Consider the following 21026-nt stretch of genomic DNA (forward strand, 5'->3'; position numbering starts at 1 on the left):
CCTTGTCGTCGGTGTTCGCCCTCGCTGCGAGCTCGGGCGGCTTCCATGCTACGAGGTCGCCCCGCGCAGGCGGCCGAGGGCCCGGGTTCCGGTGCCCACCATGCGCTGGACCTCCTCGACCCGCAGCAGCCAGGCCACGGCCAGGAACACGGCGGAGACCACCGCGCCGATCACGACGCCGAGGGCGATGGCGACCGATCGGTGGGACCAGATCGCCCCGTCCAGCAGCTGCACGAGACCCGCCCCCACGGCCCAGGCGACGAGCGCCGCGAGCGCGAGCTTCCCCGCGAGCACCAGCCCCTTCCGGGTCCCCGGCACGGCCTCCCCGAGGGCCGCGGCACGGCGCCGCAGGAACCACAGGGCCATGAGCCATCCGGCGAGGTTGCCGACGCTGCTCACCGTCGCCGCGGTCGCCGTCGCCCACGCCGGGTCCACCACGGCGAGGATGATCGGCGCGCCCACGAGGGAGGCGAGCGTGTTCGGGATCTGCGTGTAGAAGGGGACGCGGGCGTCCTCGTACGCGTAGAACACACGCTTGACGAGGTAGAGCGCCGCGAAGGGCACGAGCCCCAGCATGTAGCCCACGAGCACCGCGCCGTTCGCCCGGGCGCCGATCGGTCCCGTGCCGCCGCCGATCGCCCACATGATCGGGCCGGCGAGGGCGATGAAGAGGACCGTGCACAGCACCATCGGCACCGCGAGCAGGCGGTTCGTGCGGGCGTAGGCGGCGAGCGCCGCGGCGTGGTCGCCGGCGGCGGCGCTGCGCGAGATCGCCGGGAAGGCGGCTGTGACCAGGGAGACCGCGATGATGCCCTGCGGGATCATGAACGCGAGGTACGCCCAGTCGATCGAGAGCAGCCCCGGGTAGCGGGCCGCGAGGTCGGAGTCCTTCCCGGCCGCCTCCGCCGCGTGCACCGCACCGCCGGTGGACCAGCGGGTCGCCCACACGCCGAGCTGGCCGAGGCCCAGCATCGCGAGGGTCCACAGGCCGATCCTGCTGAGCTTGCCGAGCCCCAGCCCGCGGAAGCCCCACCGCGGCCGCAGCCGCAGGTCGAGCTTCTTGACGAACCAGGTGAGGAAGACGACCTGCCCCGCGGAGCCGCCCACGTTGATCGCCGCCATCGCCACGATCATCGTGAGGGTCCACTGCGACGGGTCGCCGACGGCGCCCCACATGCCCAGGAACAGGGCCGCGCCGACGATGCCGATGAGGTTGTTGACCACGGGCGCCCACTGGTACGGGCCGAAGGAGTCGTGGGCGTTCAGCAGCTGCCCGCACATGACGTACAGGGCGGAGAAGAAGACCTGCGGCATCATCCAGTAGCCCAGCTGCACCGCGAGCGCGTAGGTCGCCGGCGGCAGACTGCCGCTGGTGAGCACGAGCAGCACGGGCACGAGCAGCATGCACAGCCCCGTGAGCACGAGCGACACGAGGGACACGAGCGTCATGAGGCGCGAGACGTAGTCGCTGCCGCGGTCCGGCCGCTTCACGGCGCGCACGATCGCGGGGACCAGGATCGCGTTGAGCGTGCCGCCGCCCACGAACAGCCACACCGTGTTCGGCAGGGCGTTCGCGGCGCTGAAGGCGCTGCCGGCGGAGGACATGGAGCCCGCGAGGATCGAGCCGAACAGGAAGTTCCGCACGAAGCCGAGCAGGCGCGAGACGATCGATCCCGAGGCCATGACCACGGAGGCCTTCATGAGGCGGGAGCTGCTCCCGGGGGTGCCGTGGCGGCGGTGGCGGGGCACGTGATGGGTGCGGAGCTCGCGGGGACGTGACGTCACGGGCGCTCCTCCTTCTGCTCCGGGTCCTCGGCCGCGGCGGCGGCCTCGCTCCCGGTCTCGGTCGTGGGGTCGGGATGGGCGTCGTCGGCGGTGGGCGGCAGCGGCTCGGTGGTGGGCTCGGAGCGGCCGGTGCGGGCGAGGACCACCGGGTCCTCGGGGCCGTGCACGGCCGGGGCGCGGTGCGAGGAGCCCGTGTGGCGGGCGCGCGCGACGCCCACCACCACGAGCGCGCCCATGCCGATCACGAGCAGCAGGGTCGTCCAGTTCTCCCACGCCGGGTTCACCGTGAGCGGCACCTCGGAGGTCGAGGTGAGCGCCTGCGCCCCGCCGTCCGGGGCGTCCTCGGCGTCGGGATCGCTGGTCAGCTGCACGGAGAGGGTCACGGTGCCGTTCGCGATCGCCTCGACCGGGACCGTCTTGTCGATCTGGCCGCGGGCGGGGACCGTCACGACGGGCTGCTCGCCCACCCGCACGATCGGGCGGTCCGAGGACACCGCGATCCGCACCGTGATCGGCGTGTCCAGGGAGTTCTTGACCGTGATCGGCACGCCCGCGGAGTCGGAGATGAGGTTGTAGCCGGAGGTCGGGACGACGGAGATCGCCCCGGTGAGGTCCGCGACGGCGGTCTCCGCCAGCTCCGCCCGCGCGGTGGAGTCGGCGGCGGAGCCCCAGTGCTCCGAGGCGGCGGAGAGCACCTCGAGGCGGGGACCGTCGAGCGCGGCGTCGTCCTCCATGACCGCGCCGAGCGTGTCGAGCTCGCCCCAGAGGTCCTGCAGCCGGCGGGCGAGGGCGGGGGCGATGTCCGTCGCGGCGGCGACGTCGGCCGGGTCGGTGCGCGTCCAGGTGCCGTCCTCGGACTCCGCCGAGGGCGCCACCGTCGCCGGGTCGATCGTCCCGAGGGCGTAGAGGTCGTCCCCGGGGGTCGAGGGGTTCGTCGTGACCGCGTCCTGCTCCGCGGCGGAGAGAAGGGCGTCGGTCGTGCCGCGGGTGAGCCAGGGGGCCTCGTCGAGGGCGTCGAGCGCGGTGCCCGCGGCCTCCGCGTCCAGCGCCGCCTCCGGATCCGGGCTGATCAGCAGGTGCCGCGGCGCCTGCGAGTACTCCGAGGCGATCGTCGCGGTCTCCGCGAGCATCCGCTGGGTCACGAGCTCCGGGTCGGTGCCGCCGTCGAGCGAGGCGAACTCGGCGGAGAGCTCCGGATCCGGTGCGAGCACCCGCAGGTCCCGCCCGGAGCCCGTCGCTCCCGTCGCCTCGTAGGTGCCGATCGAGCTCGGGGTGACGGAGGATCCCGGATCCTCCCGCACCGAGGTCGACGGCACGATGACGGTGTCCGCCCCCGTCGCGGCCGCCTCGTCGAGGGCCTCGGCGGTGACCTCGTCACCGGGGATGCCGACGGCCCGCGAGCGCAGGATGATCCCCGACGCCTGCCAGGTGTCCCGGCCCAGGGCGTCCGCCGCGTCCGCGAGATCCGCGGCACCGGCCTCCCGGAGCCCCGCGAGGTCCGTGCGCGCATAGGGCATGGCGAGCACGGTGCGGGAGCCGACGGCGTCCTGCAGCGTCGAGGCGATCGCCTGCGCGGCCTCGGGGACGGCGTACTCGGCGGCCGCGTCGCCGTTCGTGGTCTGCGGATCGCCCTCCTCGGCGACCTCGAGCCGCGGCGGGTCCAGCAGCTGCGGGTCCAGCCACCAGTCCACGTCCTCGCGCCCGGCGAGGGCCTGCAGCGAGGCGAGGTGCCCGGAGGCGGCGGAGTCCGCGTAGGCGGGGGGATCGGCCGCCGCGGCCCCCGGATCCGTGCCGGTCATGGGCAGCAGCACCGACTCGGTGATGCTGCCGCTCGCCCCCTCGGGGCGCCACACCACGAAGGTGCGGATCGCGTCCTGGGGGCCGTCGGACGTGGAGAGCGTGAGGGAGATGCGGCGCGTGCCCCACAGGTAGGACTCCCCGCTGAAGCCGAGGTCCTCCGCGGGGACGCGGATCTGCAGGGTCGCGGAGTCCCCCGGGGCGATGACCGTCGGATCGGAGGAGGCGACGGGCTCACCCGCGGTGTCCGGCCCCGTGAGGCCCTCCCACTGCGAGAGCTGCGCGCGGTCCGTCACGCGTGAGCTGCGGGTGCGCAGCTCGAGGGACGCCGCGTCGAGCGACTCCTCGGAGGTGTTGGTCACCCTCACCCGCGCGGTGAGCGTGCCGCCGGGGGCGAGGGAGGTGGGATCCAGGGACGTCAGCGTGAGGTCGACGGCGGAATCCGCCCCCTCGGACGGAGCTGACGGGGCCGACGGGGCCGACGGAGCGGCGGGGGTCGCGGGCGCGGCGGCGCTCGCCGGGCTCGCGGCGCCGGCCAGCAGCGCGGGAGCGAGGAGCATCGTCACCGTCAGCAGCGCCGCGAGGACCGGGCGCAGCAGCGGACGGGTGGACGGCATGGGGACACTGTATGCGGCCGCTACCGTAGTTCCCTGCGCGGGCGCGCATGCTCCGCAGACCCTCGCACCACCTTCACATCGACCGCAGGACAGGACACCCGTGACCGAACCCGCCGCCGAGGCCGCCCGCCGCCTCGAGAACGCCCGCACCCGGGCCGCCGCCATGTTCGAGGCGCTGCCCGCGGAGATCCACGACCTCGGCCGCCGCTTCGAGGCGGCCGGTCTCGAGCTGGCCCTCGTGGGCGGCCCCGTGCGCGACGCCGTCCTGGGCAGGGTGAGCGCCGACCTCGACTTCACGACCTCCGCCCGCCCCGAGCAGACCGAGGAGATCCTGCGCGGCTGGACGCATGACGGCGGCATCTGGGACATGGGCCGCGAGTTCGGGACCCTCGGCGGGATCCGCGACGGGGTCAAGGTCGAGATCACGACCTACCGCACCGAGACCTACGACCCCGCCTCCCGCAAGCCCCAGGTCGCCTACGGGGACACGCTCGAGGGGGACCTCTCCCGCCGCGACTTCACCGTCAACGCGATGGCCGTGCGCCTGCCCTCGCTCGAGCTCGTCGACCCCTTCGACGGCCTCGAGGACCTCGCCAAGGGCGTGCTGCGCACCCCGGTCGCCCCCGAGCAGTCCTTCGACGACGACCCGCTGCGGATGATGCGCGCGGTGCGCTTCGTCTCCCAGCTCGACCTGCGGATCGAGCCGATGACCGCCGCCGCCGTCGCGGACCTCGCCGAGCGCATCACCATCGTCTCCGCCGAGCGGGTCAAGGACGAGCTGGTCAAGCTCATGACCGGCATCGCGCCGCGCCGCGGCCTCGAGCTCATGGTCGAGCTGGGCCTCGCCGACCACGTGCTGCCCGAGCTGCCGGAGATGCGGCTCGCGATCGACGAGCACCACCGCCACAAGGACGTCTACGAGCACTCCCTCACCGTGCTCGACCAGGCGATGGACCTCGAGAGCCCCGCCGGCTCCGGCGGCCCCTGCGAGGCGCCGGACCTCGTGCTGCGCCTCGCCGCGCTGCTCCACGACATCGGGAAGCCCGCCACCCGCCGCTACGAGGACGGCGGCGTGGTCACCTTCCGCTTCCACGAGACGGTGGGCGCGAAGATGGCCGCCAAGCGGCTGCGGGCCCTCGCCTTCGACAAGGACACCATCAAGAAGGTCTCCCGGCTCGTCGAGCTGCACCTGCGCTTCCACGGCTACGCGGACTCCCCGTGGACGGACTCCGCCGTGCGCCGCTACGTCACCGACGCCGGGGACCTGATCCAGCGCCTGCACCGGCTCACCCGGGCGGACGTCACCACCCGCAACCAGCGCAAGGCCCGCACCCTCTCCCGCGCCTACGACGAGCTCGAGGAGCGGATCGACCGCCTCGCCGAGCAGGAGGAGATCGGGCGGATCCGCCCGGACCTCGACGGCAACGCGATCATGACGATCCTCGACCTCCCCCCGGGCCGCGAGGTGGGCGAGGCCTACAAGCATCTCCTCGAGCTGCGGATGGAGCACGGCCCGCTGGGCGCCGAGCGCGCGGAGGCGGAGCTGCGCGCCTGGTGGGCGGCCCGCGCCGAGGGCTGAGCGGGCGGTCGGCGCGTTCGTGGTGACGCGCGCCGCACGGACGCTGGATGCCTCCCCGCCTCCGTGTGAGGAGGATGTGAGGGACCGCCCGGCAGACGTGCACACCGTGTGTGCTTCACCGCCGGGGCTTCCCGCCGGCGGGGGTGGGATGCTCATACTGTGAGGTCGCCTGCCCGTCGGCAGTCGCGTCCCCGACCCCTTCAGACCAGGAGCAGCAGCCATGAGCGATTCCGGACGCTCTTCCCGCGGCTCGTCGCGCCGCACGAACCCGTCGGCCGGCAATCGTCGCGCCGCAGGTGTACGTCGCGCCTCCGGGGCCTCCGACGCGAAGAAGCCGGCGCCGGGCGCCGCGAGCAAGGGCACGAGCCGCACCCCGAAGAAGGACGGCGGCGCCACGCGCGGCGCCGCCGCGGGCGGTGCGGCCGCGGCCGGGGCGGGCAGCCGCTCGGCGGCGTCCCGCCACGCCGCCCCGGCGCGCAGCGGGCGCGGGAAGGGCCGCGGCAAGGTCGCCGCGACGAACTTCCTGAACTACCCGCGGGCCGGGAAGAAGGGGTTCTGGCGCTGGCTGCCGTCCTTCCGCCTGCTCGCCGGCGCCTTCGCGCTGATCGTGCTGCTGGGCCTCGCCGGCACCGTCTGGCTGTACAAGACCACCGACGTCCCCGAGCCCTCCGACTTCGCCCTGGCCCAGTCCTCCCGCGTCTACTTCTCCGACGGCGAGACGGAGATGGGCAAGTTCAGCGACATCAACCGCACCCCGATCGCGAACGACGAGATCCCGCAGACCGTCAAGGACGCCGTCGTCGCGAGCGAGGACGCGACCTTCTACGAGAACCGCGGCATCTCGCCCAAGGGCATCCTCCGAGCCCTGGTCAACAACCTCTCCGGCGGTGCCCGCCAGGGCGGCTCGACCATCACGCAGCAGTACGTGGAGCGGTACTACACCGGGACCAACACGAGCTACGTGGGCAAGGTCAAGGAGATGTTCATGGCGATCAAGATCGACCAGGAGCTCCCCAAGGACGAGATCCTCTCCCGCTACCTCAACACCATCTACTTCGGTCGCGGCGCCTACGGTATCGAGGAGGCCTCCCAGGCCTACTTCGGCAAGCCCGCCTCCGAGATGGACGAGTCCGAGGCCGCGCTGCTGGTCGCCGTGATCCCCGGCCCCTCGTCCTACGACCCCGCGGTCAACGAGGAGAAGGCGCAGTCGCTGTGGGCACGCGTGATCGAGCGCGAGGTCAACGACACCGGGGTGCTCACGGCCGAGCAGGCCGACGCCCTCGAGTTCCCGAAGACCGTCGAGCCCAAGAAGCAGAACAGCCTGGGCGGCACCAATGGCTACCTCCTGGACCAGGTGCGCACCGAGCTCATCAACCAGGGCTACACGCAGGACGAGCTCAACACCGGCGGCTTCAAGATCGTCTCCACGGTGGACAAGAGCGTCCAGGACAACACCGTCCAGTCGATCGAGGACCTCGGTGACCGGCCCGAGAACAACCGCGTGGGCACGATGACGCTGGACCCGTCCAGCGGCGCGATCCGCGGCATGTACGGCGGCGAGGACTACGTCACGCAGTCCATCAACGACGCGACCCAGTCGCGCATGCAGGCCGGGTCGATCTTCAAGACCTTCACGCTCGTCGCGGCCCTCCAGGACGGCTACTCGCTGTACTCGACCTGGGACGGCAACTCGCCGAAGTCCTTCCCCGGCTGGACCGTGAACAACTTCAACAAGGTCGACTACGGCACCGTGAGCCTCTCGCAGGCGACCACGAACTCGATCAACACGGCCTTCGCCGAGCTGAACGTCGAGATGGGCCCCACGAAGACCAAGGAGGCCGCGATCGAGCTGGGCCTCCCGGAGACCACGCCGGGCCTGGACGACTACGCCTCGAACGTGCTCGGCAGCGCCTCGCCGACCGTCCGCGAGATGGCGGAGGCCTACGCGACGATCGCCTCCGGCGGCGTCTACCACTCCGCGTACATCGTCGAGACGATGACCAACGCCGACGGCTCGAAGGAGTACGAGCACAAGGACACCGCCAAGCGCGTGCTCGACGAGGGCGTGGCCACCAACGCCACCGTCGCCCTCCAGGGCCCGCCCAGCACGGGCTCCGCGAAGGCGCTCGTCGACATCATGGACGGCCGCCCCGTGGCCGGGAAGACCGGCACCTCGGAGTCCTTCCGCTCCGCCTGGTTCGTGGGCTTCACCCCGCAGCTCGTGACCGGCGTGGGCATGTTCCAGCCGAACGCGGACGGCGGCGAGGACCCGCTCACCCCGTGGGGCGACTACTCGAACATCACCGGCGGCTCGTACCCCACGGAGATCTGGGGCGCGATCATGTCCCGCTCCCTCGAGGGCCAGGACTTCGAGGACTTCCCCGAGGCCGTGCGGCTGGACAACCAGAAGGCCGTCGCGAGCACCACGACGACCCGCACGTCGACGCGGACCCAGGCCCCGAGGACCAAGGCCCCCACCACCGAGGCGCCCACCACGGAGGAGCCCACGACGGAGGAGCCGACGACGGAGGAGCCCACCACCGAGGAGCCCACGACGGAGGAGCCGACGACGGAGGAGCCCACCACCGAGGAGCCCACCACGGAGGAGCCCGCGGAGGAGGAGCCCACCACGGAGAAGTCGACGACGCCGGCCGAGAAGCCGACGACGACGAAGGAGCCCGCGGAGGAGACCACCACCGAGTCCGAGGGCGACGACGAGGCCCAGGGCGCGACCACCGGCCAGGGCACCGGGAAGGGCACGAGCAAGGGCTCCTCGAGCACCGGCACCGGCAACGGGAACGGCAAGGGATCGGGCGGCGGGGACTGATCCCCGGGCCCTGCGCCGCTCAGACGGCGAGGTGCCGGGACCACCACTCGAGCACGGCCTCGAAGCGCTCCGCCCGGTGGCGGGGCCGGCCGCTGCGGGACAGCTCGTGGTCCTCACCCGGGAAGATCAGCAGCTCCGCCTCGACCCCCGCGCGCCGGAGCGCGGAGTAGTAGCGGGTGCCCTGCTCGAGCGGGCAGCGGAGGTCCCGCTCCGCATGGATCACCAGCGTGGGGGTGCGCACCGAGGCCGCCGCGTCGAAGGCGCTCTGGCGGGCGATGTCCTCGGGTGACGTGCCGATGTAGGCGTCCCCGAAGGACGTCCCGATGTCGCTCGTGCCCTGGAAGCTCAGCGGGTCCAGGAAGCCGCGCTCGACGATCGCGCCGCGGAAGCGGTGGTCGTGGGCGATGGTCCAGGCGGTGAGGTACCCGCCGTAGGAGCCGCCCATGATCCCCAGCCGCTCCGCGTCGAGCCGGGGATCCGCCGCGAGCGCGCCCTCGAGGAGGGTCAGGACGTCCTGCTGGTCGACGGTGCCGAACGCCCGGCGCACCGCGCGGCCGTGCGCCCGGCCGTAGCCCGCGGAGCCGCGAGGGTTGCCGTGGACGACCGCGTACCCCGCCCCCACAAGGACCTGCACCTCGTCGAGCACAGCGACGTCGTAGGCGGCATAGGGGCCTCCGTGGATCATCAGCAGTGTGGGGAACGGGCCGTCCCCCGGCGGTGTCGTCACCCAGCCGTGCACGGGGTACCCGTCGGAGCCGGCCACCTCGATCTCCTGCGGGAGCACGAGCCCCGCCGCGCGCAGCGCCCCACCGGTGTCCAGGAGCGTGCGCGGCGGGGCTCCCGCGCCGTCGGGGTCCACGGCGACGAGCCGCCCGGGGGTGTCCGGGGCGGCGAGCATCGCGAGGATCCTCTCGCCCTCGGGGGCGGTGACGGCGGCGACCGCGCGGACGGCGACGTCCCCGTCGACCAGCGGCCGCACCGTGCCGTCACGCCCCACCCGCAGGAGCCGGACGCGCCCGCGGGAGGCGGAGCGGAGCAGCAGGTCCTCGCCGAGGGGCAGCAGCTCGGGGCCCGCGCTCGCGACGTCGAGGGTCTCGGCGTCGGTGATCCTGCGCGGGCCGCCCTCCTCGAGCAGCCAGAGCGAGACGTCGGGGGCGACCTCGTAGCGGCCGCCCTCCGGCGCCGAGGCGAGCACGGCGATCGTGCCGTCCGCGGCGACGGCGCTCGCGAGCACAGCGAGACCGTCCTCACGCGTGAGGAGCACCGTCGGCGCGGAGCCGTCGACGGGAAGGGACAGCAGCTCCGTGCGGTGGTCGCGGCGGTCGCTCTCGTACGCGGTGCGCGCGACGACGACGGCGGCGCCGTCGGCCGTGACCGCGAGCGCGGAGTGCTCCGCCGGGGAGTCGGTGAGCGCCACCGGCGGGTGCGGCACGGCGGGGGTCGCCCCGGTGGGCCGGGAGGGGTGGGGCGCGGCCGGGTAGGCGGGCTCTCCGGCCGGATCGGCGGCCTCGACGAGGAGCACCTGGGTGGGGCGGTCCACGGTGTACCCGGTGCCGTTGGCGTGCCAGCGGATGCCCGTGATCCGGCGGGGAGGCTCGGCGGCCGGACCGAGGCCCTCGACGGTGCCGTAGCGGCCGGGCTCGGGCTCGCGGGAGAGCAGGGCGAGGCGGCCGCCGTCGGGGAGCCAGGAGAAGGCCTGCACGCCGAGGGGGCGGTCGGTGATCCGCAGCGGCTCCCCGCCGCGGGCGTCCAGGAGGTGCAGCTGCCGCGCGCCGCGGTCGTCGGGTCGCAGGAAGGCGATCGTCGAGGCGTCCGGGGAGAGCTGCGGGGCGGAGTCCGCGATCCCGCGCGTGAGCCGCCGGGGCTCCGGATCGCCGGGCGCCTCGAGGTCCAGGCGCCAGAGCTGGCCCACGGCGCGATCGGCGCGGAGGTCCGGGCGGGAGGTCGCGTAGACGACGAAGGAGCCGTCCGGGGACAGCGAGGGGCGGGAGAGGGTCGTCAGCAGGTCGATGTCCGTGAGCTCCATCGTCGCAGGCTACCCGCCGCGTGACCGGCGCGGACGCACCCGTTCACAGAATTGGAACTAATGGAGTGCATAACGTCAGATAGGGGATGACGGGGCCTCGTCGCCCCCTCGTCCCGCTTCCCTCTCCCCGCCCCGAGGAACCCCATGCCCGCCTCCGCCCGCCTGTCCCGCCGCACCCTCGGTGCGGCCGCCGCCCTGAGCGCCCTCACCGTCCCCGCCCTCGCCGGCTGCAGCAGCGCGACCGGATCCGGCGCCGAGGCGGACACCTCGACGCTGCGCATCGCCTTCCCCTCCGACAGCGAGAACTACGACCCGCACCAGCCTCCGCAGACCGTCTCCCGCACCGTCGCCCGGCAGATCGCCGACACCCTCGTCGACCAGGACCCGGAGTCCGGCGAGATCGTCGGCTGGCTCGCGGAGAGCTGGGAGGCGAACGAGGACAACTCCTCCTTCACCTTCCACCTGCGCGACGGCGTGACCTTCTCCGACGGCACCGCGCTCACGGCCGAGTCGATCCGGAAGAACTTCGACCGCATCATCGACCTGGGCCCGCTCTCCTACATCGGCGCGAGCCACCTCCGCGGCTACACCGGGACCGAGGTGCCGGACGAGCTGACCGCCGTCGTCTCCTTCGACGGCCCCAACGCGCAGTTCCTGCAGGCCGCGACCACGCAGACCCTCAGCATCCTCGCCGACTCGACCCTCGCCCTCACCCCCGAGGAGGTCGCCCGCGGCGGGAAGGCCGTCGTGGGCTCCGGCGCCTACCTCTTCGAGGAGTACGTCCCCGGCAAGACCATCACCCTCACCCGCCGCGAGGACTACGACTGGGCCTCCGCCGCCTACGACCACCAGGGCCCGGCGACCTACGAGACCCTCGAGATCTCCTTCATCCCCGACGCCACGACCCTCGCCGGCGCCGTCTCCTCCGGGCAGGTCGACTACGCGTTCTCCCTCGACGTCTCGACCCTCCCCTCGATCGACACCGACCGCCTGCACCTGTCCAACCGTGCGACCCGCGGCATCTCCACCCCGCTGATCCCCTTCGTCTACCGCGAGATCTTCACCGACGAGGCGGTGCGCCGCGCCATCAACCCCGCGACCGACCGCGCGGAGATCGCCGAGCGCATCTACCAGGGCCACGTCGAGCCCGCCACCGGACTGCTCACCGCCGCCACCCCCGGCTCCGCGGACCTCTCCGAGCTCCTCGCCCACGACCCGGACGAGGCTCGGAGCATCCTCGAAGAGGGCGGCTGGACCGAGGGGGACGACGGCGTGCGCGTGAACGGCGACGGCGAGCGGCTCAGCATCGAGATCCAGTACGTCAGCGGGAACACCCTGTACGAGCAGCTCTTCCAGCTCCTGCAGAACCAGTGGGCGAAGGTCGGCATCGAGTTCGTGCTCTCGCCCGTCACGGAGGCGGAGTCCAGCGAGCACGGCCTCTACGACGCCCCCTACGACCTCTCCACCTGGAGCCAGGGCCGCGCAGACCCCGACGTGCTGCGCGTCGTCTACAGCTCCTTCTACGAGAACCAGTCGTTCTTCTTCGGGAACCCGATCGAGGAGATCGACGACGCCCTGCTCGCCCTGCAGTCCACGACCGATCCCGACGAGCGCGCCGCGGCCTCGGAGCACGCCCAGCGGCTCCTGCTCGAGGGTGGCTACTCCTTCCCGCTCGTCGACAACATCTCGCTCACCGCGGCCTCGACCTCGATCGCCGCGATCCGGCTCGACGCGGAGAACAAGCCGGTCTTCGCGGACACCGTCCCGGCATGACCGGGTACGTCCTGCGCCGCCTCGGGCAGGCGGCCGTCGTGCTCTGGGGCGCGATCACGCTGTCCTTCGTCATCGTCCAGCTGACCCCGGGCGACCCCGCCCGGCTCATGGTCATGGGCGGCGAGGGGGCGGACGCCGGCGCGGCGGACGACGCCCAGATCGCCCAGATCCGCTCCGAGATGATGCTCGACCGCCCCGTCGTCGTGCAGTACGTGCTCTACCTGGGGCGCGTGCTCACCCTGAACTGGGGCACCGCCTACTCCCAGCAGCGCCAGGGCGTGGCGACCGTCATCGGGGACAACATCGGCGCGACCCTCGAGCTGGGCCTGACGAGCCTGCTGCTCATGACCGTGCTCGGCGTGCTCTTCGCACTGGGCTCGGTCCTCCTGCCCACCGCCTGGCTGCGCTCCGCGTTCCAGGGGGTGACCGTCATCGGGATCGCGGTGCCGTCCTTCGTGATGGCCATCGTGCTGCTGCAGGTCTTCTCCTTCCGCCTCGGCTGGTTCCCCGCCTTCGGCGCCGGCGGGCTGAGTTCCGTGCTGCTCCCGGCCATGACCATCGCCCTGCTCGGCGCCGGGACGCTCAGCCAGGTCTTCGCCCGCAGCATCCGCGAGGTGGGCCGCGAGGGCTTCGTGGAGGTCGCCCGCGCGCGCGGCCTGAGCCCCGTCGAGGTGATCCTGCAGCACGTCCTGCGCAACGCCAGCCTCCCCGTCTACACGATCGTCGGCATGCTCGTGGGCGGCGTCGTCTCCGGCGCCGCGATCATCGAGGTGATCTTCGGCCGGCCCGGCATCGGCCAGCTCTACGTCGAGGCCGTCGGGGCGCGGGACTTCCCCCTGATCCAGGCGCTGATCGTCCTCACCGGGGGGCTGTACGTCGTCGTGACCCTGGTCGTCGACCTCAGCTACCCGCTCATCGACCCCCGGGTCGTCTCGCCGGGCGCGCGGGCGGGGGCCGCCCGATGACCGCCCAGGCCGACCGCGTCGCCGAGCCGCTCGTCGACGGCCCCGCGCCGTCACCGGAGCCGCTCCCCGCCGCGCCTCCCGGGCGACGCCGCCGGCACCGCGGCGCGGAGGCCCTGCGACGCCTCGTCACGCGCCCCGGCACGGTGCTCTCCGCGCTCTACCTCCTGCTGCTCGTCGGCTGGGTGATCGCCCCCACGATCTTCTCCACCCACGATCCCCTCGAGGTGGCCGGCGGCTCCCTCGCCCCACCGAGCTCCACGTTCTGGTTCGGGACCGACCTCAACGGCCGCGACGTGTACTCCCGCGTGGTCCACGGTGCGCGGCTCTCGCTGCTCGCCGGCATCGCCGCCGTGACGATCTCGCTGCTCGTGGGCGGGCTGCTCGGGATGATCGCCGGGTTCGTCGGCGGGATCGTCGACGCCGTCATCTCCCGCGCCGTCGAGGTCATCGTCTCGATCCCCGGCCTGCTGCTGTCCCTCGCGATCATCTCGGTGCTCGGCTTCGGCGTGGAGAAGGTGGCCGTGGCCGTGGGCATCGCCGGGATCCCCGGCATGGTGCGCATCGCCCGGGCGGAGACCCTGCGGATCGTGCACCTGCCCTACATGGACGCCGCCACCGCGAGCGGCACCCGCGGGCTCACCGGGATCCTCACCCACGTCGTCCCCAACGCCTCCGGTGCGATCGGTGTGGTCGCGGGCATCGACCTGGGCGGCGCGATCCTCGCCGTCGCCTCCCTGAGCTTCCTCGGCTTCGGCTCGGTGCCGCCCACCCCCGAATGGGGGTCCCAGATCAACGAGGGCCGCATGTACATCGCGGGCGCGTGGTGGTGGACCCTCTTCCCCTCGCTCGTCGCCGGGCTGACGGTGCTCAGCGTCAACCGGCTCAGCCGCGGCATCGGCACGAAGGAGGCCCGATGAGCATCACGACCCCGACCCCCGCGTCGCCCCCGTCGACGGAGACCGGCGCGCCCCTGCTCGCGGTCGAGGACCTGCGGATCGCCTACCGGGGCCGGCGCGACCTCACCACGGCCGTGGACGGCGTCTCCCTCACCATCGAGCCCGGTCGCACCCTCGCCCTCGTCGGCGAGTCCGGCTCCGGCAAGTCCAGCATCGCCCGCGCCCTCCTGGGCATCCTGGGCGACCGCGCGGAGGTCACCGGACGCGTCCTCCTCGCCGGGGACGCCCCCGACGAGCCGGCCCGCGACCTCCTGGCCCTCCCCGCCGCGCGGGCGCGCAGGATCCGCGGGCGCGAGATCGCCTACGTCCCCCAGGACCCGGGCGGCTCTCTCGACCCGCTGCGACGCGTGATCGACCAGGTCATCGAGCCGCTGCGCCACCACCGGATCGGGGACCCCGCGGAGCACCGGGCCCGCGCGCTGCAGGCCCTGCAGGAGGCCGGCCTCGAGGACGCCGAGCAGCTCGCGCAGCGCCATCCCCACGAGCTCTCCGGCGGGCAGCGGCAGCGGGTGCTGATCGCCGTCGCGATCGTCACCGCGCCGCGGCTGATCATCGCCGACGAGCCCACGAGCGCCCTCGACGTCACCGTGCAGCGGAGGATCCTCGACCGGCTCCAGGAGCTCACCGCCACCCACGGCACCGCGCTGCTGCTGATCACCCACGACCTCGCGGTCGCCGCCGACAGGACGGACACGACGATCGCGCTGCGGGCGGGCCGGGTCGTGGACCGCGGCCCGAGCCGCCGGCTGCTCACCGCGCCCGAGCACCCCTACACCCGTGCCCTCGTCGAGGCGATCCCGGGCCGCTCCCGCACGCTCGCCGCGATCCGACCCGCCGGCGCCGCGAGCGGGGCCCCGCCGCTGCTCGAGGTGCGCGGGGCGGAGCGCAGCTTCGGGCATCGCAGCAGGCCCGTGCGAGCGCTGCGGCCCACGGACCTCACCGTGCGCCCGGGGGACAGCATCGGCGTCGCCGGGGAGTCCGGATCCGGGAAGACGACCCTCGCCCGGATCGTGCTGGGGCTGACGGCGCCCGACGCCGGACAGGTCCGGATCGCGGGCCGGGAGGTCACCCGCGGGGACCGTGCCCTGCGCCGGATCGTGCAGCCCGTGTTCCAGAACCCGCACTCCTCCTTCGACCCCTCCCGCAGCGTCGGCTGGTCCGTGCTGGAGCCGGTGCGGGCGCTCGGCGGGGTCCCGCGCGCCCGGCGGGGGGAGCTGCGGGACACGCTGCTGCGGGACGTCGGGCTGGACCCGGCGCTCGCGGGGCGCCGACCGGACGAGCTCTCCGGCGGCCAGCTCCAGCGCGCGGCGATCGCCCGGGCCCTCGCCGTCTCCCCGCAGCTGCTCGTGTGCGACGAGGCGGTCTCCGCGCTCGACGTCACCGTGCAGGCGCAGATCCTCGCGCTGCTCGCCCGGCTCCAGCAGGAGCGGGGACTGGCCCTCGTGTTCATCACCCACGACCTCGCGGTGCTGCGCGAGCTGTGCCGCGACGTGATCGTCATGCGCCGGGGAGAGGTGGTCGAGCGGGGCGTCACCGCCCACGTGTTCGACGACCCGCAGCACGCCTACACTCGGGAGCTCATCGCCGCGATCCCCGGTGCCGTGCCGGTCTGAGGGGCCGGCCAGGATCCCCGGGGGACGGGGCCGACGACGGCGCACGTCGGCCCCGGCTGTGATCCCCCGCGCAGCTCCCGCCCCGCCCTTCTCCCCACCGCCCGGGACCGGTAGGGTTGCACGGTCCGTGACATGCGCCGCCGGCGGCTGCGCGGATGGCATGAACCCTCCTGCCACGGAGAGACCGTGGCCGTTGAGACCACAGGAGGTGGGTACCGAAACATGCGCGCTTACGAAATGGTCGTGATCCTCGACCCGTCCGTCGATGAGCGGACCGTCAGCGGGACCTTCGAGAAGCTGGTCCAGGTCGTCCCCACCGAGGGCGGCACCATCGACAACGTCGACGTCTGGGGCAAGCGGAAGTTCGCCTACGAGATCGACAAGAAGTCCGAGGGCATCTACATCGTCCTCACCTTCACCTCGACCCCCGCCACCGCGCAGGAGCTCGATCGTCAGCTGGGGCTCAACGAGTCCGTGCTGCGCACCAAGCTCATGCGGGCCGACGCGAAGTGATCCTTCGGGACGCGCCCCCGCTCCGCGGCGGCTCGTCCCTCCCGATCGCCTCCGGCTCACGCCGACGGGCGATCCGCGGCCCCCGGGCCGCCTCCCAGTGACACCACTGACCCCACCGAACTCGGAGCAGAGGAGCACCCATGGCGAATGACACCGTCATCACGGTGATCGGCAACCTCACCGCCGACCCGGAGCTGCGTTTCACCAACTCCGGAGCGGCCGTGGCGTCGTTCACCGTCGCGTCCACCCCCCGCACCTTCGACCGTCAGGCGAACGAGTGGAAGGACGGCGAGGCGCTGTTCCTGCGCTGCTCGGTCTGGCGCGATGCCGCCGAGAACGTGGCGGAGTCGCTGGAGAAGGGCACGCGCGTCGTCGTGCAGGGCCGTCTCCAGCAGCGCTCCTACACCGACCGTGAGGGCAACAACCGCACGTCCGTGGAGCTCCAGGTCGACGAGGTCGGCCCGTCGCTCCGCTACGCCACCGCCAAGCCCACCAAGGTGCAGCGCGGCGGCGGAGGCGGCGGTCGCGGCTTCAACGGCGGCGGCGGTCAGCAGGGCGGCGGCTTCAACGGCGGCGGCCAGGGTGGCTACGGCCAGCAGGGCGGCGGTCAGGGCGGCTACAACGGCGGCCAGCAGGGTGGTTACGGCAACGCTCCTCAGGGCGGCGCCGACCAGGACCCGTGGGCCGGCGGCAACCAGGGCGGGTACGACGACCCTCCCTTCTGATCCGCAGAGGGCTCTCCGGAGCCCGCTGACCAGGATCGACACTCATCCATTCCATCCCGGGTGCATGCCCGGGCTCCACAGAAAGAAGGAGCACCACGATGGCCAAGCCTGTTCTTCGTAAGCCGAAGAAGAAGCTGAACCCGCTGAAGGCTGCGGGTCTCGAGACCGTGGACTACAAGGACGCGGCGCTGCTGCGCAAGTTCATCTCCGACCGCGGCAAGATCCGCGCGCGTCGGGTGACGGGCGTGTCCGTGCAGGAGCAGCGCAAGATCGCGAAGGCCGTGAAGAACGCCCGCGAGATCGCGCTCCTGCCCTACTCGACCTCCGGTCGCTGAGCAAGGAAGGCATTCACATGACCACCAAGCTCATCCTCACGCACGAGGTCTCCGGCCTCGGTGCCGCCGGCGACGTCGTCGAGGTCAAGGACGGCTACGCCCGCAACTACCTGCAGCCCCGCGGTCTCGCGACCCCGTGGACCAACGGCGGTCAGCGTCAGCTCGACCAGATCCGCGCCGCCCGCGGCAAGCGCTCGATCACGAACCTCGAGGACGCCCAGGCGCTCAAGGCGACGCTCGAGTCGAAGCCGGTCGTCGTCTCCGAGCGCGCCGGCGAGAACGGCCGCCTCTTCGGCGCCGTCTCCTCCAAGGAGATCGCCGACGGCGTCAAGGCCGTGTTCGACAAGGACATCGACCGTCGCACGGTCGAGTTCCCCGCCGCCATCAAGGCGCTGGGCGAGCACAAGGCGACCGTGCGTCTGCACGACGACGTCTTCGCGAACCTGGTCATCCAGGTCGTCGCCGCCAAGGGGTCCGTGAAGGCCTGATCCGAGGCTCTCGCACCCTGCGCTCGACGCCCCGTCCACCGTCATGGTGGGCGGGGCGTCGTCGTGTGCGGGCCCGGGCCGCTCCGTGCCCGCGCAGGCTGTTGCCCCGCGGATGGTCCGATTCTGTTCCAGATCCGACGTCGATGTGGAACAGAATCGGACCATCCTCCGAGTGTGAGGGCTTCCGGGGCGGGTGGCGGAGGCGGCGCGTGGTCGGCCCTGTGGTGAGGGGCCGATGATGGGCGAGCATGGTGCCATGCCCTCCGCCCTCCAGAACGTCCCGCTGCGCGAGCAGCTGCGGATCGACCGCCTCCCCCTGCGACTGCTGACCCTGTTCCTCGGCCTGACCGGCTTCGGCGCCGGCATCGGCCTGATCCTCCGCGCCGGCCTCGGCGCCGCCCCGTGGGACGTGCTCTCCGTCGCGATCGCCGGCCGCACCGGGCTCAGCATCGGCACGATCACGATCCTCACGAGCTTCGTCGTGCTGCTCGCCTGGATCCCGCTGCGCCAGCAGCCCGGCATCGGCACGCTCGCCAACGCCCTCTGGGTGGGTGTCTCGATGGACCTCACCCTGCACCTCGTGCCGCCCGTCGAGGGCCTGCTCCCCGGCATCGCCCTGCTCGTCGCCGGGCTCGCCCTCAACGCCGTCGCCGACGCCGTCTACATCGGCGCCCAGCTGGGCCCCGGCCCGCGCGACGGCCTCATGACGGGGATCCACCACCGCTGGGGGCTGCCCGTCGGCCCCGTCCGCGCGGTCATCGAGGTCGGCGTGCTCGCGATCGGCTGGATGCTCGGCGGGCCCGTCGGCCTCGGGACCGTCGTGTACGCCCTGGGCATCGGCCCGATCGTGCACCTCGTGCTGCCGTGGGTGACGATTCCCGTGCGCCGCGGGACGGCGCCGGTCCCTGCGACGGCCGCCCTCGCCGACTAGGGTCGGGCAGGGTGAACACCCCTTCCCCCACCCCCTCCCGCCCGGACGCCGGCTCCTCACCGGCCGCCGGGCACACCCTCGCGAGGTCCCTCGGCCACGGCCAGATGGCGATGATCGCCATGGGCTCCGCGCTCGGCACCGGCCTGTTCCTGGGCTCCGGCGAGGCGATCGGCTACGCCGGACCCGCCGTCATCGTCTCCTTCGCCGTGGGCTCCCTCATCGCCGCGACGATCGCCCTCGCGATGGGCGAGATGGCCTCCCGCCACCCCGTGCGCGGCGGCTTCGGCACCCTCGCCGCCCGCTACCTCTCCCCGTTCTGGGGCTACCTCAGCCGCTGGCTGTACTGGATCGTCACGGTCGCGGTGACCGGCGCGGAGCTCGTCGCCTGTGCCGCCTACCTCGCGTACTGGTTCCCGGCCGTGCCGATCTGGGCGGGGATCCTGCTCTTCGCCGCCGTGATCGTGGGGATCAACCTCGCGACCGTCGGCTCCTTCGGCGTCATCGAGTTCGCGCTGAGCTCGATCAAGGTCGTCGCGGTCCTCGTCTTCATCCTCATCGGCCTGTTCCTCGTGCTGTTCGGCATGCCCGGGGAGGGCGCCCCCGGGCTCTCGCTCCTCACGTCCGACGGTGGCTTCGCCCCCAACGGCTGGGGCGCCGTGTGGATCGCGCTCTCGGTCGTCATGTTCTCCTTCGGCGGGATCGAGCTGCTCTCGATCACGGCCGCGGAGGCGAAGGACCCGGCCCGCTCGATCCGCACCGCCGCGCGCACCACGATCGTGCGCCTCGCGTTCTTCTACGTGCTGTGCATCGGCATCGTCGTGAGCCTCGTGCCGTGGCAGGAGGCCGCCGGCACCGGCGAGGACGTCGCGACCTCCCCGTTCGTGATGGTCTTCGACCGCATCGGCATCCCGGGCGCCGCGAGCATCACGAACCTCCTGGTGCTCGTCGCCGCGCTGTCCGCCGCGAACGCGAACCTCTACGCCGGCAGCCGCATGCTCCACTCCCTCGCCTCCGACGGCCTCGCCCCGCGCGTCTTCGCGCGCACCACGCGCCGTCACGTGCCCTACGTGGGCATCGTCGCGAGCTCCGTGGGCCTGCTCGCCGCCGCGATCCTCGCGTTCTCCGGCGTGGGCGGCGTGTTCGGCTACATGATGAGCCTCGTCGTGTTCGCGGTGCTGCTCGTGTGGTTCCTGATCCTCGCGACCTTCGTCGCCTACCGGCGCCGTGGCGTCGAGGGCGCGACCTTCCGCGTGCCCGGCGGCGTCGTCACCGCGGTCGTGGGGATGATCGGCCTGCTCACCGTGCTGTCCACGGTGTTCGTGCGGGAGAGCATGCAGATCGCCGCGGCCGTCGGCGTGCCCGCCGTGCTGCTCGCGACGCTCCTGTACTTCGCCGTCGTGCGCCGGCGTCTCGACACCGCTGCGATCGAGGAGGCCTTCGACGAGGCCGAGTCGATGCGCTGACGCCGCTGTCGTCGACGACCGTCGGGACCGGTTCCGACGGACGTCGCGGCCGTTCCAGGCGCCCCGCTCGCTAGGGTCGAGGGCATGTTCGGATCCTCGAAGCAGCTCCTGGCCCAGCAGGCCCACATCGCCCGGCTCGAGGAGGAGCTGCGCGGTCTGCGCTGGCTCGTGGACCGCCTGGCGTCCCGCGCCGACGTGGGACCCGCGGAGCTCGAGGAGCTGCGGGCGGGGCTGCGCCCGTCCTTCCCTCCGCGGGTGGACGAGCTGATCGCGCAGGACCAGCTCATCGCCGCGATCAAGGAGTACCGCACCGCCACGGGCGCCGGGCTCAGGGAGGCGAAGGACGCCGTCGAGGCGCGGCGCGACGGCCTGCGCTGACGTGCCCTGATGCCCCGGGCGGCGGGGTGACCGCGCGGGAACGTGTCGTCCGCAACACTCCCTCGGACGGATTGGGTCCCCCGGTGAACGCGGGGTACCCTGGGAGGACCTTCGGCGTTGGTGTGTACGTACCTGGTGTCGGAGACATGCGCGAGTGGCGGAATTGGTAGACGCGCACGGTTCAGGTCCGTGTGCTCGAAAGGGCGTGGGGGTTCGAGTCCCCCCTCGCGCACGCATGGAAGAGCCCCTGGTTGG

General features: G+C 72.9%; 16 protein-coding genes and 1 tRNA gene. 14 read left to right on the forward strand and 3 right to left on the reverse strand.

The genetic code is table 11. From position 1 onward, the window contains the following. Nucleotides 1-48: 48 nt before the first annotated feature. The gene (gene murJ, locus NLU66_RS03105) at nt 49-1785 is read right to left on the reverse strand and encodes a murein biosynthesis integral membrane protein MurJ (RefSeq protein ID WP_259361492.1); all 1737 of its coding nucleotides are present in this window, start codon (nt 1783-1785) and stop codon (nt 49-51) included. Next, nucleotides 1782-4199 (reverse strand): DUF6049 family protein, encoded by a 2418-nt coding sequence (locus NLU66_RS03110; protein WP_259361493.1) that lies wholly within the window; start codon nt 4197-4199, stop codon nt 1782-1784. Before NLU66_RS03110 ends, murJ begins: the two co-directional genes overlap by 4 nt. Before the next feature lie 100 nt (nt 4200-4299). On the opposite strand from NLU66_RS03110, the gene NLU66_RS03115 reads away from it, so the two are divergent. Both NLU66_RS03115 and NLU66_RS03120 read left to right on the forward strand, forming a co-directional pair. Further along, complete coding sequence (locus NLU66_RS03115; protein ID WP_416232177.1) at nt 4300-5778, forward strand: CCA tRNA nucleotidyltransferase; 1479 nt, start codon at nt 4300-4302, stop codon at nt 5776-5778. A 220-nt stretch (nt 5779-5998) separates the two neighbouring features. Beyond that, on the forward strand, nt 5999-8605 hold the full coding sequence (locus NLU66_RS03120) for a transglycosylase domain-containing protein (RefSeq protein WP_259361494.1): 2607 nt from the start codon (nt 5999-6001) through the stop codon (nt 8603-8605). A gap of 19 nt (nt 8606-8624) precedes the next feature. On the opposite strand, the gene NLU66_RS03125 is transcribed toward NLU66_RS03120, so the two are convergent. Further along, on the reverse strand, nt 8625-10631 hold the full coding sequence (locus NLU66_RS03125; RefSeq protein ID WP_259361495.1) for an alpha/beta hydrolase family protein: 2007 nt from the start codon (nt 10629-10631) through the stop codon (nt 8625-8627). Between the two features lie 144 nt (nt 10632-10775). Here NLU66_RS03125 and NLU66_RS03135 point away from each other — a divergent pair, with 144 nt between their 5' ends. The 12 genes from NLU66_RS03135 (at nt 10776) to NLU66_RS03190 (ending at nt 21003) form a co-directional block, all read left to right on the forward strand. Continuing rightward, on the forward strand, nt 10776-12404 hold the full coding sequence (locus NLU66_RS03135; protein ID WP_267136238.1) for an ABC transporter substrate-binding protein: 1629 nt from the start codon (nt 10776-10778) through the stop codon (nt 12402-12404). Then, nucleotides 12401-13369, forward strand: coding sequence for an ABC transporter permease (locus NLU66_RS03140; RefSeq protein ID WP_259361496.1), 969 nt, complete (start codon nt 12401-12403; stop codon nt 13367-13369). Before NLU66_RS03135 ends, NLU66_RS03140 begins: the two co-directional genes overlap by 4 nt. Beyond that, nucleotides 13366-14286: an ABC transporter permease gene (locus NLU66_RS03145; protein WP_259361497.1), complete on the forward strand. Its 921-nt coding sequence runs from the start codon at nt 13366-13368 to the stop codon at nt 14284-14286. Before NLU66_RS03140 ends, NLU66_RS03145 begins: the two co-directional genes overlap by 4 nt. After that, complete coding sequence (nikE, locus tag NLU66_RS03150) at nt 14283-15938, forward strand: nickel ABC transporter ATP-binding protein NikE (RefSeq protein WP_259361498.1); 1656 nt, start codon at nt 14283-14285, stop codon at nt 15936-15938. The genes NLU66_RS03145 and nikE overlap by 4 nt, the downstream gene beginning before the upstream one ends. Nucleotides 15939-16160: 222 nt before the next feature. After that, nucleotides 16161-16451: a 30S ribosomal protein S6 gene (gene rpsF, locus NLU66_RS03155; RefSeq protein ID WP_137769398.1), complete on the forward strand. Its 291-nt coding sequence runs from the start codon at nt 16161-16163 to the stop codon at nt 16449-16451. A 140-nt stretch (nt 16452-16591) separates the two neighbouring features. Further along, nucleotides 16592-17176 carry a single-stranded DNA-binding protein gene (locus tag NLU66_RS03160; RefSeq protein ID WP_137769399.1) on the forward strand — a complete coding sequence of 195 codons (585 nt, stop codon included), beginning with the start codon at nt 16592-16594 and terminating at the stop codon, nt 17174-17176. Nucleotides 17177-17274: 98 nt separating this feature from the next. Continuing rightward, on the forward strand, nt 17275-17511 hold the full coding sequence (gene rpsR, locus NLU66_RS03165; RefSeq protein ID WP_137769400.1) for a 30S ribosomal protein S18: 237 nt from the start codon (nt 17275-17277) through the stop codon (nt 17509-17511). A 17-nt stretch (nt 17512-17528) separates the two neighbouring features. Further along, the gene (gene rplI, locus NLU66_RS03170) at nt 17529-17999 is read left to right on the forward strand and encodes a 50S ribosomal protein L9 (RefSeq protein WP_259361499.1); all 471 of its coding nucleotides are present in this window, start codon (nt 17529-17531) and stop codon (nt 17997-17999) included. Between the two features lie 256 nt (nt 18000-18255). Then, nucleotides 18256-18930, forward strand: a complete 675-nt coding sequence (locus tag NLU66_RS03175) for a YczE/YyaS/YitT family protein (protein ID WP_259361500.1) — start codon at nt 18256-18258, stop codon at nt 18928-18930. Between the two features lie 11 nt (nt 18931-18941). Beyond that, nucleotides 18942-20393, forward strand: a complete 1452-nt coding sequence (locus NLU66_RS03180) for an amino acid permease (RefSeq protein ID WP_259361501.1) — start codon at nt 18942-18944, stop codon at nt 20391-20393. A gap of 84 nt (nt 20394-20477) precedes the next feature. Next, nucleotides 20478-20771: a hypothetical protein gene (locus NLU66_RS03185; RefSeq protein WP_259361502.1), complete on the forward strand. Its 294-nt coding sequence runs from the start codon at nt 20478-20480 to the stop codon at nt 20769-20771. A 148-nt stretch (nt 20772-20919) separates the two neighbouring features. Next, nucleotides 20920-21003 (forward strand) — tRNA-Leu (locus NLU66_RS03190). Nucleotides 21004-21026: the final 23 nt, after the last annotated feature.

The organism is Brachybacterium sp. NBEC-018 (genome assembly GCF_024860185.1).
In the GTDB taxonomy this organism is placed as follows: Bacteria; Actinomycetota; Actinomycetes; order Actinomycetales; family Dermabacteraceae; genus Brachybacterium; species Brachybacterium rhamnosum.

What these genes read in the sequence shown, in the direction of transcription:
- rpsR (WP_137769400.1), top strand. Translation starts at nt 17,275, where the DNA reads ATGGCCAAGCCTGTTCTTCGTAAGCCGAAGAAGAAGCTGAACCCGCTG.
- NLU66_RS03140 (WP_259361496.1), top strand. Translation starts at nt 12,401, where the DNA reads ATGACCGGGTACGTCCTGCGCCGCCTCGGGCAGGCGGCCGTCGTGCTC.
- NLU66_RS03160 (WP_137769399.1), top strand. Translation starts at nt 16,592, where the DNA reads ATGGCGAATGACACCGTCATCACGGTGATCGGCAACCTCACCGCCGAC.
- NLU66_RS03125 (WP_259361495.1), bottom strand. Translation starts at nt 10,631, where the DNA reads ATGGAGCTCACGGACATCGACCTGCTGACGACCCTCTCCCGCCCCTCG.
- rpsF (WP_137769398.1), top strand. Translation starts at nt 16,161, where the DNA reads ATGCGCGCTTACGAAATGGTCGTGATCCTCGACCCGTCCGTCGATGAG.
- rplI (WP_259361499.1), top strand. Translation starts at nt 17,529, where the DNA reads ATGACCACCAAGCTCATCCTCACGCACGAGGTCTCCGGCCTCGGTGCC.
- NLU66_RS03110 (WP_259361493.1), bottom strand. Translation starts at nt 4,199, where the DNA reads ATGCCGTCCACCCGTCCGCTGCTGCGCCCGGTCCTCGCGGCGCTGCTG.
- NLU66_RS03185 (WP_259361502.1), top strand. Translation starts at nt 20,478, where the DNA reads ATGTTCGGATCCTCGAAGCAGCTCCTGGCCCAGCAGGCCCACATCGCC.
- nikE (WP_259361498.1), top strand. Translation starts at nt 14,283, where the DNA reads ATGAGCATCACGACCCCGACCCCCGCGTCGCCCCCGTCGACGGAGACC.
- NLU66_RS03135 (WP_267136238.1), top strand. Translation starts at nt 10,776, where the DNA reads ATGCCCGCCTCCGCCCGCCTGTCCCGCCGCACCCTCGGTGCGGCCGCC.
- NLU66_RS03120 (WP_259361494.1), top strand. Translation starts at nt 5,999, where the DNA reads ATGAGCGATTCCGGACGCTCTTCCCGCGGCTCGTCGCGCCGCACGAAC.
- NLU66_RS03145 (WP_259361497.1), top strand. Translation starts at nt 13,366, where the DNA reads ATGACCGCCCAGGCCGACCGCGTCGCCGAGCCGCTCGTCGACGGCCCC.
- NLU66_RS03175 (WP_259361500.1), top strand. Translation starts at nt 18,256, where the DNA reads ATGCCCTCCGCCCTCCAGAACGTCCCGCTGCGCGAGCAGCTGCGGATC.